Raw genomic sequence first — 14,513 nt, forward strand, 5'->3', positions numbered from 1 at the left:
TCAGGTAAGGCGCAGCGAAGCTCCATTCTTCATCGCTGACGTCTGTTGGGTAGGGCTTGCGGGGCATCTGCAAACTCTACCCTTGGCTTCGCTCTCACGGAGCAAAGTTCATAACACGCTCTAGGCCTTGCGCATTGTTCGATATGCACCACTATGTTCAGCTTGTCGCATTTAAGAAGTTTTTCACTTATTGAGCGCTCGCCTTCACTGGCATTGAATTTGGCTGGCAAAAAGACGGCGAGAGTGTGAAGGACTTTCATTGCAATGGCATCTGCCAAAAAAGAGGGTTTTTCGGTTTGGGGATGACGGTAGTCTTTTACCTCGATTAGATAAGCCGCTTTTTCAGGGGACAATGCGACGACATCCACGGCTTTCAAGCCATTGCATAACTTGATGAAGTGATTTCGATAGAAAGACCATTCGTCATATTTGCTGACATCCCAGGCGTCAGGAAAAGTAAAGTTAAGTCCATCCACATGCAGCGTCCGCATCCTCAGCCTTCCATCGCCAGATAGCGGTCCGATTGCGCAAGGCTCTCTTCCAACGAAGTGATATCTCCGATGTCCGCCAAAGTGGACCCTTGCGTTATCGCCATTCCGTTTGCACTTGAATGGAGTCCAAAAAACTGTGCACGGATGCCCTTGTGCTCATTCAGCAAAATATCTAGTTCGCGCAGCAAGAACAGGCTATGGGTCGCAAGAAAAATCTGGATGCCCGCACGGCTGAGCGATGTAATGACTCCAGCGACCTCCCTGACTAGGCGGGGGTTTAGATTGGCCTCTGGTTCGTCCCAAAAAAGATGGCCTTTATCCAGAAGAACTCCGGATGCGATCAGGCGTGCCAGCATTCCTAACTTGCGTAGTCCTTCTGCAACGAGTGGCATTTCCATGCGGCCATTGCGTTGTTGAAGATAGAAACGTCCGTTGGTACCCAAGTCGATACTTCCATCCATAGCGGCCTCCAAAAGGCGCAACAATTCTTTGATGCGTTGCTGTATAGGGCCTTTTTTCAGTGGCGTTCCAAGAAGGAGGCAGGTGTCGCGCCAAGTCTCTTCAAATTCAAGAAAGCGGCTTTCATAGACTGCGACAAAATTCGGAAAAATAGTTAGCAACTCTCTCGTGGGCAGATAAGCGGGCGCTGTCTGTAACCATTTTTTCGGTAATGAGCCTATGGCAACTTCGGATTTGCTATTGGTGGCAAAACTGAAATCGGTGTTCAAGTCAGGAACAGAAAATTCAAGTGCGATATCGCACCTTTCTCTGCCTTGCTTACGCCGAGCAAGGCGGCCCAGGCTTTCCGGACGAAAGACATTGACCAACTTGTTCGCAAACACACTTTGCAGTGCTGTTTTGGTGGGCGCCTCCGCATGAGGCTTACGTCCTTCTTCGTAACTGGCGGCCAGAACAGAATAAGCCGCTTTCAACAAGTGAGTCTTGCCAGCGCCGTTTTCTCCGACGATGACGTTCAATTGAGGAGAAAACGTCAAGTCTGCCTCTGAAAAGACGGTGAAATTTTTCAGGCGCATCCGTTTCAACATATCTTTCCTTGGAACTGGTTCAGCCAACGCTGTAGGCCTGGAGTGAGGCCGTTGGGATGATGGCTGGGAGGCCGCCATAGTAACCACGTTGACGCTGCTGAACGAAAAGGTGCGCTGGAGTACGTCAGAGCCTATTGAAGCGCTTTATCCTCAGGCTGCCTTCTCCACATGCGCCTGGCGCGTGTACAGGAAATCGATCACCGCCTTGCGGCTGCGCAGGTAGCGCGGGTCTTCGGCCAGGGCCACGCGGTTGCGCGGGCGCGGGATGTCCACCGCCAGTACCTCGCCGATGGTGGCGGCCGGGCCGTTGGTCATCATCACGATCTTGTCGGACAGCAGCACGGCCTCGTCCACGTCGTGGGTGACCATGACCACGGTGCTCTGCGTGCGCGCCACGATCTCGAGCAGCTCGTCCTGCAGCTTGGCGCGGGTGAGGGCGTCCAGCGCGCCGAAGGGCTCGTCCATCAGCAGCACCTGGGGCTCCATCGACAGCGCCCGGGCGATGCCCACGCGCTGCTTCATGCCGCCCGAGATCTCGCCGGGGCGCTTTTGCGCCGCGTGCGTGAGGCCCACCATGGCCAGCGCGGCCTCGGTGCGGGCCTTGAGCTGGGCCTTCGGTTCCCGCTTGCCGAACACGCGCTCGACCGCCAGGTGCACGTTGCCTTCGCAGGTCAGCCAGGGCAGCAGGGAATGGTTCTGGAACACCACCGCGCGCTCGGGGCCGGGGCCCTTGATCTCCTTGTTGGCGCACAGCAGCGCGCCGGCCGTGGGCACCGTGAGCCCGGCGATCAGGTTGAGCAAGGTGGACTTGCCGCAGCCCGAGTGCCCGATGAGGGCCACGAACTCGCCCTTGGCGATGGACAGGTCGATATCGCGCAGCGCCGGGAACAGCCCCTTGGCGGTCTTGAAGGTCTGGGCGACGCCCTGGACCTCGATGAATTTCGCGGGGTTGTTCATGCCTTCACCTCTTCGAACGTGAATGCCGTGGCCAGCTTGACCAGGGCGTATTCGAGCAGCAGCCCGACGATGCCGATCACGAAGATCGCGATGATGATGTTCTTGACGTTCAGGTTGTTCCACTCGTCCCACACCCAGAAGCCGATGCCCACGCCGCCGGTCAGCATCTCGGCCGCCACGATCACCAGCCAGGCGGTGCCCACGGCCAGGCGCACGCCGGTCAGCATGTAGGGCAGCACGGCGGGGAACAGGATGGTGGTGGCGATCTTCCATTCGGAGAGGTTGAGCACGCGGGCCACGTTCATGTAGTCCTGCGGCACGCGCTGCACGCCCACCGCGGTGTTGATGATCATGGGCCAGATCGAGCAGATGAAGATGGTCCAGATGGCGGCCGGGTTGGCGCCCTTGAACACCAGCAGGCCGATGGGCAGCCACGCCAGCGGCGACACGGGCCGCAGCAGGCTGATGAGCGGGTTGAACATGCGCGAGAGGAAGTTGAACCGCCCGATCACGAAGCCCGCGGGAATGCCCACCAGCGCCGCCAGCCCGAAGCCGACCGCCACGCGCTCCAGCGAGGCGAGCACGTTCCAGCCCACGCCCTGGTCGTTGGGGCCGTTGCGGTAGAAGGGGTTGCTGAAGACTTCCAGCGCCTGCTTCCAGGTCTCCAGCGGGCCGGGAATGCTCTGCCCGGTGGTGGAGGACACCACGGCCCACAGCCCGATCAAGAGGCCCAGGCCGCAGGCCGGCGGCAGCACCGCGAGCCAGAAGGCGCGCGAGGCGGCCGCCCAGTCGCGGGGCGCCCGCGGCGGGCTGGGCGGGGCGGATTGCACGGGTTTTTGCCCCGATGCCGGCGTTTTGATTGCCGGTGTTGCTATTGTTTGCATAGCAGACGGGGCCGCGGCTGGGGTGGGCTCCGGCGGGGCGTGGAAGACGGCGCTGACCATGGTGGGTTCTCCTGGCGGGGGCTGGGGGCGGGCGGCTCGGGCGGGGCCCGGGGTCAGGCCTTGATCTTGAAGCTGTCGGCGTACTTGGCCGGCTCCTTGCCGTCCCAGACGACGCCGTCCATCAACTTGCTGGAGCGCATGTCGCTCTTGGGCAGGGGCGCCTTGGCGGCAGTGGCGGCCTGCTTATACAGCTCGGTGCGGTTGATCGACTTGGCGACGGCCAGGTAGTCCGGGTGGTCCTTGAGCAGGCCCCAGCGCTTGTGCTGCGTGAGGAACCACATGCCGTCGGACAGGTAGGGGAAGTTCACCGCGCCGTCGTTGTAGAACTTCATGTAGTTGGGGTCGTCCCAGGTCTTGCCCAGGCCGTTCTGGTAGCGGCCCAGGATGCGCTGGTTGATGGCGTCCACGCTGGTGTTCACGTAGGCCTTGCCGGCGATGGTTTCGGCCATCTTGTTCTTGTTGGCGAGGCCCTCGTCGATCCAGCGGCCGGCCTCCAGGATGGCGGCTGTCACGGCGCGCGCGGTGTTGGGGTACTTCTGCACGAACTCCGACGTGGTGCCCAGCACCTTCTCGGGGTGGTCCTTCCAGATGTCCTGCGTGGTGGTGGCGGTGATGCCGATGCCGTCCATGATGGCGCGGTGGTTCCAGGGCTCGCCCACGCAGAAACCGTCCATGTTGCCCACGCGCATGTTGGCCACCATCTGCGGCGGCGGCACGGTGATGACCTTGGCGCCCTTGAGCGGGTCGATGCCGTTGGCGGCCAGCCAGTAATACAGCCACATGGCGTGGGTGCCGGTGGGGAAGGTCTGCGCGAAGGTGTATTCGCGCTTTTCCTTGGCCATGAGCTGGGCCAGGCCCGCGCCGTCCACCGCGCCGGCATCGGCGAGCTTCTTGCTCAGCGTGATGGCCTGGCCGTTGTTGTTCAGGGTCATGAGCACGGCCATGTCCTTCTTGGGGCCGCCGATCCCTAGGTGCACGCCGTACACCAGGCCGTACAGCACGTGGGCGAAGTCCAGCTCGCCGTTGGCCAGCTTGTCGCGCACGCCGGCCCAGCTCGCTTCCTTGGAGGGCACGATCTTCACGCCGTACTTCTGGTCGATGCCCAGCACCGAGGCCATCACCACGCTGGCGCAGTCGGTGAGCGGGATGAAGCCGATCTTCACTTCCTTCTTTTCCGGCGCGTCGGAGCCGGCTGCATACACCATGGAGCGCAGCGCGGGGCTCACGCCCACGGCCCCCACGGCGGCGGCCTGCAGCACGGTGCGGCGGTGGAGACTGGTTTTGGACAGGTCGGTCATGGAAGGCATCCCTTGGCTTGGCTGGCAACGTGAAAACAAAAAAGGCGTCCTCACACGCCCGCAGGCTGCCTTGGGGGGGCAGCGCCGCGAGCGGTGGGGACGCCTTTGTCCGGGTTCTGCCAGGTCGCACCCGCCATTGGGTGGGGCCTGGCAATCGACCAACGTTGGTCTTGCCTCCGTCATTGCAAGCCTTGTGCCAGAGCGGGCGATGTGGGGCGTTTGCTATCTTTTTTGTAGCGATATGCCCTAGTGTTGATTGTGCTGGAGGCCTTTTTGGCTTGAACCACCCCGCGCCGGGCGCCGCGTGGCCCTGGGCCGCAGCGGGCCGCAGCGCGTGCAGGGCCGGGCACGAAAGCCGCGCGATGGTGCAGTGCCGCACTGCCCTTGTGCAGCGCCGCCGGCCGCGCCGGTCAGCCCAGCAGGTCCGCCACGTCCAGCATGCGCTGGGCCACATCGACCAGCTTCATGCCCTTGTCCATCGCGCTTTTGCGCAGCTTGTCGTAGGCGGCCTGTTCGGTCAGGCCCTGGCGCTGCATCAGCAGGCCCTTGGCGCGGTCGATGGTCTTGCGGTCCTTCAGCTCGCTGCGCGCGTCGGCCAGTTCGGCGCGCAGGGCCTGCTCGTGCTGGAAGCGCGCCATCGCCACGTCCAGGATGGGGCGGATGCGCTGGGGCGACAGCCCGGCCACGATGTAGGCCGACACGCCCGCGGCCACCGCCTGCCGCACATGGGAGGGATCGTCGTCGTTGGTGAACATCACGATGGCGCGGGGCGCATCGCGGGTGGCCATCACCACGTGCTCCAGCGCGTCGCGGGCGTCGCTTTCGGCGTCCACGATCACCAGGTCGGGCTGCAGCTGCGCGAGCCGCTCGCTCAGGAACACGTCGGCCGGCAGCGTGGCCACCAGGTTGAAGTTGTTTTCCAGCAGGCCGATGCGCAGCGCCCGCGAGCGCTCGGCCTGCAGCTGGGCGTGCTCGTCGTCCTCGGCGCCCACCGCCAGGTCGGGGGCCACCACCACGATGCGCAGAGAGTCGGTCATGCCCCAAGCTTAAGCAATAAATACGCCCATCCTGGTGCGCCGCCGCGGTGCAAACCCGATGGATCGCGGCGGATGCCCGAAAGCGCACTGTGCGGGTGCATTAGCACCGCTTTCGGCCTGGGATGGAAATTGCTAATGGATGTAACTTGCTATGGAGCAGGGGTTACCCGATAGCGTAAGACTCTTCGGTCTTATATACATCCGGATACATGTAAACCACTGAATGGATTGGAGCTGGGTCTATGAGCACACAAAAAAGCAGGCGTGCCGCGCTGCTGGCGATCGCGGCGCTGGCCGCCACGTTGGGGGCAGGGTGCAGCAAGGTGCCCGACACCATCAAGATCGGCGTGGCACAGCCGCTGTCGGGGCCGCTCGGCGCGCTGGGGCAGGACATGCTCAACGGCGTGACGCTGGCGGTGCAGGAGCTCAACAAGTCCGGCTTCACGGTCGATGGCAAGACCGTCACCCTGGAAGTGGTCGCGCAGGACGACCGGGCCGACGCCGAGTCGGGCAAGAAAGCCGCCCAGCAACTGGTGGAATCCGGTGTGGTGGCGGTCATCGGCAACCTCAATTCGGGCGTCAGCATCGCGGCGGCGCCCATCTATGGCGAAAAGGGCATCGCGCAGCTTGCCATCTCCACCAACCCGCGCTTCACCGAGCTGGGCCTGCAGACCACCTTGCGCCTGGTGGCCAACGACAACCTGCAGGCCCGCGCCATGGGCTCGTTCGCGGCCACGCAGCTCAGCACCGCCAGCTACGCGGTGCTGGACGACGGCACGCCCTACGGCAAGGGCCTGGCCGACGGCGCGGCCAAGCAGCTTGCGACGGAGAAGAAGGAAGTCACCGTGCGCCAGTCGTTCGACGACAAGACCACGGCCTTCGACGAGGTGGCCCGGCGCATCCAGACGGCGAAGGTGGGCGTGATCGTCACCACGCTCAACGACTTCCAGGTGCTGGCGCTGCTGCAGGCGCTGCAGAAGATCAACTACACCCAGCTGTCCGTGCTGGGCGGCGACACCATCAAGACCACCGACATGGTCAAGGGCATGGGGATGGTCACGGCCATCTATGCCACCTCGCCCGTGCTGGAGGCGCGCGAGTTCATCACCGGCCGCCAGTTCCTGGACCGCTACAACACCGCGTTCAAGAAGCCGCCCGCCTACGGCGGCCACTACAGCTACGACGCCACCTACGTGCTGTCGGCCGCCATCAAGCAGGCCAAGTCCGCCGATCCGAAGGAGATCACCAAGGCCCTGCGCGCCATCAACGGCTACGCGCCCGTCACCGGCACCATGACCTGGGACGAAAAGGGCGAGCAGCGCTACGGCGCCGTGGGCGTGTACAGCCTGCGCGCCGGCAACTGGGAACTGCGCATGCGCTCCGACCGCTGGTGAGCGGGCCGCCGCCCGGCGCCACCACGGCGTCCGGGGCCGCGCCAGTCCACGGGGCGGGGAGGGACGGGCCCCAGGTCCTACACTCGGGCGCATGAGTCTGCTGATCCTCGGAATCGAATCCTCCTGCGACGAAACCGGCGTGGCGCTGGTGCAGTCGCCCCCCGGCGACGGCGTGCCCACGCTGCTCGCCCATGCCCTGCACAGCCAGATCGAAATGCACCAGGCCTATGGCGGCGTGGTGCCCGAGCTGGCCAGCCGCGACCACATCCGCCGCGTGCTGCCCCTGACCGAAACCGTGCTCGCCGAATCCGGCCGGCGCCTGGCCGACGTGGATGTGGTGGCCTACACGCGCGGCCCGGGGCTGGCCGGCGCGCTGCTCGTGGGCGCCGGCGTGGCCTGCGCCCTGGGCGCGGCGCTCGACAAGCCCGTGCTGGGCGTGCACCACCTCGAAGGGCACCTGCTGTCGCCCTTCCTCAGCGCAGACCCGCCGGAATTCCCCTTCATCGCGCTGCTGGTCTCCGGCGGCCACACGCAACTGATGCGCGTGGACGGCGTGGGCCGCTACGAAATGCTGGGCGAGACCATCGACGACGCCGCGGGCGAGGCCTTCGACAAATCCGCCAAGCTGATGGGCCTGGGCTACCCCGGCGGACCCGCGCTGTCGCGGCTGGCCGAGCACGGCGACCCGGCCGCCTTCAAGCTGCCGCGCCCGCTGCTGCACAGCGGCAACCTCGATTTCTCGTTCGCCGGCCTCAAGACCGCCGTGCTCACCCAGGCCAAAAAGCTGGGCGTCGACCTCGACGCGCGCAAGGCCGACCTGGCCGCCAGCACGCAGGCCGCCATCGTGGACGTGCTGGTGCGCAAGACCGCCACAGCGCTGCAGCAGACCGGGCTGCGCCGCGTGGTGGTGGCGGGCGGCGTGGGGGCCAACCGGCACCTGCGCGAGCAGCTCAATGCCGCCTGCGCCCGCGCCCAGGTGCGCGTGCACTACCCCGAGCTGCACCTGTGCACCGACAACGGCGCCATGATCGCCATGGCCGCCGCCATGCGCCTGCAGGCCGGCCGCCAGCAGGCCAACCGCGACTACGCCTTCGACGTCAAGCCGCGCTGGCCGCTCGATACGCTGCAGTGATCGCGCAGGCCACCCGGCCGCAGCTGGTGGCGATGCGCCCGCGCAAATGAAAAAGCGCCCTGGCGTGGCGGCCAGGGCGCTCGTTAAAACCGGCCGAGTGGCGCGGCGAAGCGTTCGATGCGAACGCCTTGCCGGCGCCCCATCCGCAGCGGATGCGGGCCAGGGTCAGCCGATGGCCAGCTGCGTGGCGCGGCTCACCGGCACCACCTTGCCCAGCACCAGCGTCAGCACGCCGTTTTCCAGCTTGGCGGAGCTGGTGGACACGTCGATGTCCGCCGGCAGTTCCCAGGCACGCTGCACTTGGCGTGGCGCACCTTCCACGCTGGTCAGGCGCACCTGATTGCCTTCGATGGTCAGCTGCAACTGGTCACGGCTCAGGCCGGGCAGGTCCATCTGCAGGGTGACGGTTTTTTCGTCCTGCTGCACGGTGTAGCCGGCAGCAGCCGGGGTAGCCAGGGTATGGTTCAAAAAGCGCTGCAGGGCCACGTCGGCGGAGCGGGGGGCGTTGAAAGCGGCGCGGCGGATCACGGGGGCGAAAATCATGGAAAAACTCCTGAAAAAACAGTGTCTTCGCGGCTCCCGGGTCGTTCGCCGCATGGCCCACAAATGTGTGTGGCGCGCTGCATTTCAAGGGCTTTTGATCACGCGAATCGGCGCTTCACGCGCATTGGATCGGCCTGGGGATGCCTGCCGTTTTTACAAGGTGCCGCCGCGCCCGGGGTCGCGCTGCCGGAACCCGCGCGGCGCTGCCGCATCCCATGTGCAGCCGCCCCCGCGCCGGTTGCGCGGGGTTACATCCCTTTGTCCGGACGCGTCTTTCGCAGCCTTCACAATGCACGCTGATCAGGGAATCGCCATGCCTACTCTTCGTCCATCACCTTCAAGCCCCATGCCTTCGCGCCATCCCCGCACCGTCCGGGTGCTCGCGCTGTCCGCCGCGCTCGTCGCCACCCTGGCCGGTTGCGCTTCCAGCTCGGTCCCCGGCCTGGACCGCACGCCGCGCTTCGACCCGGACGACTTCGACAGCGCCAGCATGCACACCCGCCACATCAATGCACCGCAGGCACGCGTGTGCGAAGGCGCCCGCCGCGCCCTCCTGAGCCAGGGCTACTTGGTGAGCACCGCCAGCGCCGAAGTGGTGGCCGGGCGCAAGTACTTCCAGCCGTCCAGCGACATCCACTACGAGGTCGAGATGCGCGTCGTCTGCGCCACCGAGGGCGGCGACAAGACCCGCACCGCCGCCTTCGCCAGCGCCCTGCAGGACCGCTACGTCATCAAGAAGATCAACAACTCCGCCTCGCTCGGCGTGGGCGCGCTGGGCTCGGTGTCGCTGCCGTTTTCTGCGAGCGACGACACGCTCGTCAAGGTGGGCAGCGAGACGGTGACCGACCCGCGCTTCTACGACCGCTTCTTCCAGCTGTTCGACCGCTTCGTGCCCGCCGCGCGCGAGCAGGTGGGGCAGGCATCGCCCGCCGTGCCGCCCACGGTCGCCAACGAAACCGCGAAGAAAGAGGCCCGCGAATCCGGCGAGGTGCACGAGATCCTGCCCATGCCCGTCACCATCCCCGCCCCGGTCCCCCGTCCGCCGGCCGTCACCGGCTTTCCGATGCCGCCCGCCGCGAACGCCGGGGTGGAAACGCCAGCGGCCGAACCGGCCGCGGCGCCTGCTTCGGCACCGGCCTCCACGCCGGTGAACTGAACGGCGGCACCGCCGGGAGCGCGGCGCCTGCCGCGCGATGCCAACGGGGCCCCGTGCGATGCCGTTCCGCGGCCCGGGCCGGGCGGGCGGCCTGAATGGCGGGCGGTGGTGATGGCGCAGCGCTGGGGCGCCATCCGCGCCCGGCCGCTCCGATACACTGCGCGCCTTTCCCATTCCGGGCGGCTGCCCTGCCGGCAGCGCGGCCCACAGGACCGCTCGCATGACCCATTCCTCCTCGCCCGCCGCGCGCCGCGCGCGCACCCTGGCCGTGGCCGCCGCCACGCTCGCTCCCCTGGCTTTCATCGCGGCCAGCGCCGCGCAGGCCGCCCCGGCAGCCGCTGCCGCGGCCTCGGGGCCCGGTCCGGTGGCGTCGCCATCGGCCGCTGCGACGGCCCAGGCCACGCCCGCCAGCGCGCCGCGCAAGGTGGCCGCAGCCACCGGCGCGCCCATCCAGGTCGCGCTCATCGAAAGCATGTCCGGCCCCTTCGCCAACACCGGCGAGGCGGTGTTCCGCAACGTGCTGTGGGCCACCGAGCGCGTGAACGCGCGCGGCGGCGTGCGCCTGCCCACCGCGGCCGGCGGTGCCCGGCCCCTGGTGATCGAGCGCTACGACAGCAAGGGCCAGAACGAAGAGGCCCTGTCCGCCCTGCGCGCGGCCATCGACGACGGCGCGCGCGTCATCCTGCAGGGCAACTCGTCGGCCACCGCCGCCGTGCTGATCGAGGCCATCAACAAGCACAACGAGCGCGAGCCGGGCAAGCGCGTGCTGTTCCTCAACTACTCGGCCGTCGATCCCATCCTCACCAACGAAAAGTGCAGCTTCTGGCACTTTCGCTTCGACGCCCACGCCGACATGCGCATGGCCGCGCTCATGGACGTGATCCGCGAGGACAAGGCCCTGAAGAGCGTGTACCTCATCGGGCAGGACTACAGCTTCGGCCAGGCCGTGCTGCGCGAGGCCAGGAAGCAACTGGCCGCCCAGCGCCCCGACGTCGCCGTGGTGGGCGACGAGCTGCACCCCGTCGGCCGGGTGAAGGACTTCGCCCCCTACGCCGTCAAGATCAAGGCCAGCGGCGCCCAGGCCGTCGTCACCGGCAACTGGGGTAACGACCTCACCCTGCTCGTCAAGGCCGCGCGCGAGGTCGGCTACGACGGCATGTTCTACACCTTCTACGGCAACGCCCTGGGCGCACCAGCCGCGCTCGGCGATGCCGGCGTGGGCAAGGTCGTGGCCGTGGCCGACTGGCTGCCCAACGTGCCGGGTGCGCAGAGCGAGGCCTTCTACCGCTCTTTTCGCCAGCGCTTTCCGCAGCCTGCGGACGACTACGTGCACATGCGCATGCAGCTCATGGTGGAGACCCTTGCCCAGTCCATCGAGCGCGCCGGCAGCACCGATGCCACCGCCGTCGCCCGCGCCATGGAAACCGCGAAGGTGCAGCTGAACGGCCAGGCCGGCACCATGCGAGCGGCCGACCACCAGTTCCAGCAGCCCCTGGCCGTGGGCGTGATGGACCGGCAGGGCGCGCCGGGCGTGCCGTTCGACGTGGAGGGTTCGGGCTATGGGTTTCGCGTGGTGCGCCAGATCGCTGCGGAGAAGGCGGAGCAGCCGCAGAGCTGCAAGATGGTGCGGTCGCAGTGACGTGATTTTTGGTTAACATCGTGCGTTTCGGCGCGGCCCCTGGTGCGGGGCTGCCGGGCGCACGGCGGAAAGAGACATGCTTTGTTCCGCGCATTTCTGAATGGCATCGGGGGGATTCAAAGAATGAGAATAAAGATACTTTTGTCGGCATGGTTGCTGGCCTTCCTGCCAACGGCGTTGGCAGGGGTGGTGAGGTTCGAAGTCGAGCCCAAGTTCACCTACCAGTCGGTGGCATGGCTGGGCGGCGGAGGGGGCTGGCCCAGCGTCGTGGTGGAGAAAGCCGAAACCATGGGCGAGGCCTATTCCATCGCGGCCCAGCGATACCACGACACCAGTTGCCATCCCACGGACGAGGGTGGCGTTTTCTGCCGCAGCGCAAAAGCACCCGTCATCCTGGGCGGTACCGTGAATGGATTGCCGGCGAGCTTCTACTCGGAGGGCAGCCCGGACCTGGGCTCCGGCAGGGCGGCCGCCGTCCAGGTCACGTTGGGGTATGAGTGCCCCACCGTTTTCGACGCCAGCGTCGTGTCGAAGGACGTCGAAAGGACGCAAAACGGCTCGAACGAGCAGATCACGTGCGTGCTGTACGTCGCCAATGACGATTCCTGTGACGACTGCGATGCCCAGGGCAATCCGGTGTTGCCCAGCACGGGGCAGAAGATCCAGTCCGAGCTGGATTACCCGATGGCCAAAACGGGTCTGGTCTTCGAGCGGGTCTACCGAAGCACCAAAGGGCGGTTCTACTCGACGCTCGATCAAGGGTGGTACGGAAAGGTCTCCAACCAGGGCAATCCCTGTTACCCGGCCTTCTGGTGGAAAAACCGCACCGAAACCGCGTCCCATTGCTATCAGGTCACCAACAATCCGCATGTCTGGCAGCTGGGTGCAGGGCGCTTCAGCATGTACCGCGGCGAGCCCGGCAATCTGAGCGAGGTGTCCCTTGGGGAATACGCCTTCGTCGCGCCGGGTGGTTCCGGCGGGGGCTACGTTCGCTCCAGGGACAACTTTCTCTACGCGCTGGATTCGCGTGGACGGGTGATCCGAAAGATGTCTGCCGATGGCCGCGTCGAGCTGTCGTACAGCTATTCGGAATCCAATGATCCCTCGTCGTACTCCGGACTGTCTGGACTGCTCGCCCAGGTGACGGACCGGTTCGGGCGGGCATTGAAATTCAGCTACGACACCTCGAACCAGTTGGCGTCGATGGTCGATCCCGCGTCCCAGACGTATCGGTACGAATACTCCGGGCCGCACAGGCTCAGCAAGGTCGTCTTTCCCGACGGTGCCTCGAAAACCTACCACTACGAATTCGCCGCCCAAAATGGCTGTGCTGCGCCCTATGGCGACAACCTGCTGACCGGAATCACCGATGAGGCCGGTCACCGCTACGCCACTTACCGATACCTCTGCGACGGCCGGGCGTCCAGTTCGGAGCATGCAGGCGGGGTGCATCGGTACAGCTTCAGCTATTACTCGTCGACACCGAGTGAAACCACCGTGACCGACCCTCTGGGAACACAGCGGCGGCACGGCTTCGAAAAAATCGGTGAGAAGTATTGGCCGAGCCAGGTCACCATCGCGAGCTCCGTCGATCCCGCGATCGCGTCCAGCCAGGCGTTCTGGCGGGATGCCAAGGGCAGGGTGCTGCAGCGTTCGGATTCGGGCAACTTCACCTGTTTCGAATACGACCAGGCCCGTGGCCTGCAGACATCGAAGACGCAGGGGCTTCCTCCAGGGCTCGCGTGCTCCACACTCGCCTCCGGCCAGTACGGCTTTCCGGAAGCGGCCCGCAGGACTTCCTACCAGTGGCACCCCGTGTGGACCTTGCCCACGCGCGTGGCCGAGCCACGCAAGCTGACCACCTACGTGTACCACGGTCAGCCCGATCCGCTGGCCGGCGGCGCCGTGCTGCGCTGCGCGCCCGGCTCGGCGCTGTTGCCCGATGGTTCGCCCATCGCGGCGCTCTGCAAGAAGGTCGAGCAGGAAACGGCCGACGCCAACGGGGGCAGCGGCTTCGCGGCTCAGTTGGTGGCGGGTGGGGTGTCCCGCACCTGGAACTGGACGTACAACGACGCCGGCCAGGTCCTCAGCGAAGCCGACCCTGTCGGCAGCGTGACGCGCTACGCCTACCATGCTGCGACGACGGGGGACGCCACCGAGGGCGACCTCATGAGCGTTACCGGCCCCAGTGGGCAGGTCACCCGCTACACGCGCTATGACCGGCATGGCAATGTCGTTGAACAGATCGATCCAACGGGGAGTGTCACCGTGTATGCGCGCGATGTGCGGCAGCGGGTGACCCGCATCACACAGGATGGCTTGGCCGTTGCCATGACCTACCAGCCCACGGGCTTGCTGCAGAGCATCGCCCAGCCCTCGGGCTACGCGGTGTCCTATCAATACGACGACGCCCAGCGACTGACCGGCTGGTCGGACAACCGGGGCCATGCCGGCAGCTACATGCTGGACGGCATGGGCAACCGCATCAATGAGCAGGTTCAGGACAGCGCCGGCAACATCGCCCATACCCTCTCTCGCACCATCAACGCCGTCAACCGCGTGGCCTCTGAAACCGTGGGCGGCAACCAGAGCACCACCTACGGATACAACCCCTTTGGCGATCTCGTCAGCCACACCAATGGCCTGAACCAGGCGACCCGCTACACCTTCGACAACCTGCGGCGCCTGTCCACGCACAGCAATCCATCGAACGCGCAGGCGAGCCTCACCTACAACGCCCAGGACGTCATCACCAAAGCCACGGACTTCAAGAGCGTGGCCACCCGCTACACGCGGGATGCCCTGGGCAATGCCAGCCAGGAAGCCAGCGCCGACAGCGGCACGCTCACCCGCACCTACGACAGCCTGGGGCTGCC

Annotated in this window: 12 protein-coding genes; 5 read left to right on the forward strand and 7 right to left on the reverse strand. The window is 65.8% G+C overall.

Annotated elements, in window-relative coordinates; translation table 11 throughout:
- Window positions 1-29: 29 nt before the first annotated feature.
- The 6 genes from AVAK2825_RS24185 to AVAK2825_RS24210 all read right to left on the reverse strand — a co-directional run bounded on the left by AVAK2825_RS24185 (window position 30) and on the right by AVAK2825_RS24210 (window position 5,773).
- Window positions 30-491 (reverse strand): hypothetical protein, encoded by a 462-nt coding sequence (locus AVAK2825_RS24185; RefSeq protein WP_284403036.1) that lies wholly within the window; start codon window positions 489-491, stop codon window positions 30-32.
- A 2-nt stretch (window positions 492-493) separates the two neighbouring features.
- The gene (locus AVAK2825_RS24190) at window positions 494-1,537 is read right to left on the reverse strand and encodes an AAA family ATPase (protein ID WP_284403037.1); all 1,044 of its coding nucleotides are present in this window, start codon (window positions 1,535-1,537) and stop codon (window positions 494-496) included.
- A 150-nt stretch (window positions 1,538-1,687) separates the two neighbouring features.
- Window positions 1,688-2,494: an ABC transporter ATP-binding protein gene (locus tag AVAK2825_RS24195; RefSeq protein WP_272568321.1), complete on the reverse strand. Its 807-nt coding sequence runs from the start codon at window positions 2,492-2,494 to the stop codon at window positions 1,688-1,690.
- Window positions 2,491-3,438 (reverse strand): nitrate ABC transporter permease, encoded by a 948-nt coding sequence (gene ntrB, locus AVAK2825_RS24200; RefSeq protein ID WP_284403038.1) that lies wholly within the window; start codon window positions 3,436-3,438, stop codon window positions 2,491-2,493. The genes AVAK2825_RS24195 and ntrB overlap by 4 nt, the downstream gene beginning before the upstream one ends.
- A gap of 53 nt (window positions 3,439-3,491) precedes the next feature.
- Window positions 3,492-4,736 carry a CmpA/NrtA family ABC transporter substrate-binding protein gene (locus AVAK2825_RS24205; protein ID WP_284403039.1) on the reverse strand — a complete coding sequence of 415 codons (1,245 nt, stop codon included), beginning with the start codon at window positions 4,734-4,736 and terminating at the stop codon, window positions 3,492-3,494.
- A 410-nt stretch (window positions 4,737-5,146) separates the two neighbouring features.
- Window positions 5,147-5,773 carry an ANTAR domain-containing response regulator gene (locus AVAK2825_RS24210; RefSeq protein ID WP_284403040.1) on the reverse strand — a complete coding sequence of 209 codons (627 nt, stop codon included), beginning with the start codon at window positions 5,771-5,773 and terminating at the stop codon, window positions 5,147-5,149.
- Between the two features lie 242 nt (window positions 5,774-6,015).
- On the opposite strand from AVAK2825_RS24210, the gene AVAK2825_RS24215 reads away from it, so the two are divergent.
- Window positions 6,016-7,167: a branched-chain amino acid ABC transporter substrate-binding protein gene (locus AVAK2825_RS24215; protein WP_284403042.1), complete on the forward strand. Its 1,152-nt coding sequence runs from the start codon at window positions 6,016-6,018 to the stop codon at window positions 7,165-7,167.
- A gap of 91 nt (window positions 7,168-7,258) precedes the next feature.
- On the forward strand, window positions 7,259-8,299 hold the full coding sequence (tsaD, locus tag AVAK2825_RS24220; protein ID WP_284403043.1) for a tRNA (adenosine(37)-N6)-threonylcarbamoyltransferase complex transferase subunit TsaD: 1,041 nt from the start codon (window positions 7,259-7,261) through the stop codon (window positions 8,297-8,299).
- A 165-nt stretch (window positions 8,300-8,464) separates the two neighbouring features.
- Here the strand turns inward: tsaD and AVAK2825_RS24225 are convergent, their stop codons facing one another.
- Window positions 8,465-8,842 (reverse strand): Hsp20/alpha crystallin family protein, encoded by a 378-nt coding sequence (locus AVAK2825_RS24225; RefSeq protein ID WP_284403044.1) that lies wholly within the window; start codon window positions 8,840-8,842, stop codon window positions 8,465-8,467.
- Window positions 8,843-9,188: 346 nt separating this feature from the next.
- On the opposite strand from AVAK2825_RS24225, the gene AVAK2825_RS24230 reads away from it, so the two are divergent.
- The 3 genes from AVAK2825_RS24230 to AVAK2825_RS24240 form a co-directional block, all read left to right on the forward strand.
- Window positions 9,189-9,998, forward strand: coding sequence for a DUF2242 domain-containing protein (locus AVAK2825_RS24230; protein ID WP_284403045.1), 810 nt, complete (start codon window positions 9,189-9,191; stop codon window positions 9,996-9,998).
- Between the two features lie 220 nt (window positions 9,999-10,218).
- Window positions 10,219-11,637, forward strand: coding sequence for a branched-chain amino acid ABC transporter substrate-binding protein (locus tag AVAK2825_RS24235; protein ID WP_284403046.1), 1,419 nt, complete (start codon window positions 10,219-10,221; stop codon window positions 11,635-11,637).
- 123 nt (window positions 11,638-11,760) lie between these two features.
- Window positions 11,761-14,513: hypothetical protein (locus AVAK2825_RS24240; RefSeq protein ID WP_284403047.1), on the forward strand; the 2,753-nt coding region annotated here is incomplete at its 3' end.

It is taken from the genome of Acidovorax sp. SUPP2825 (assembly GCF_030158995.1).
Classification (GTDB): Bacteria; Pseudomonadota; Gammaproteobacteria; order Burkholderiales; family Burkholderiaceae_C; genus Paracidovorax.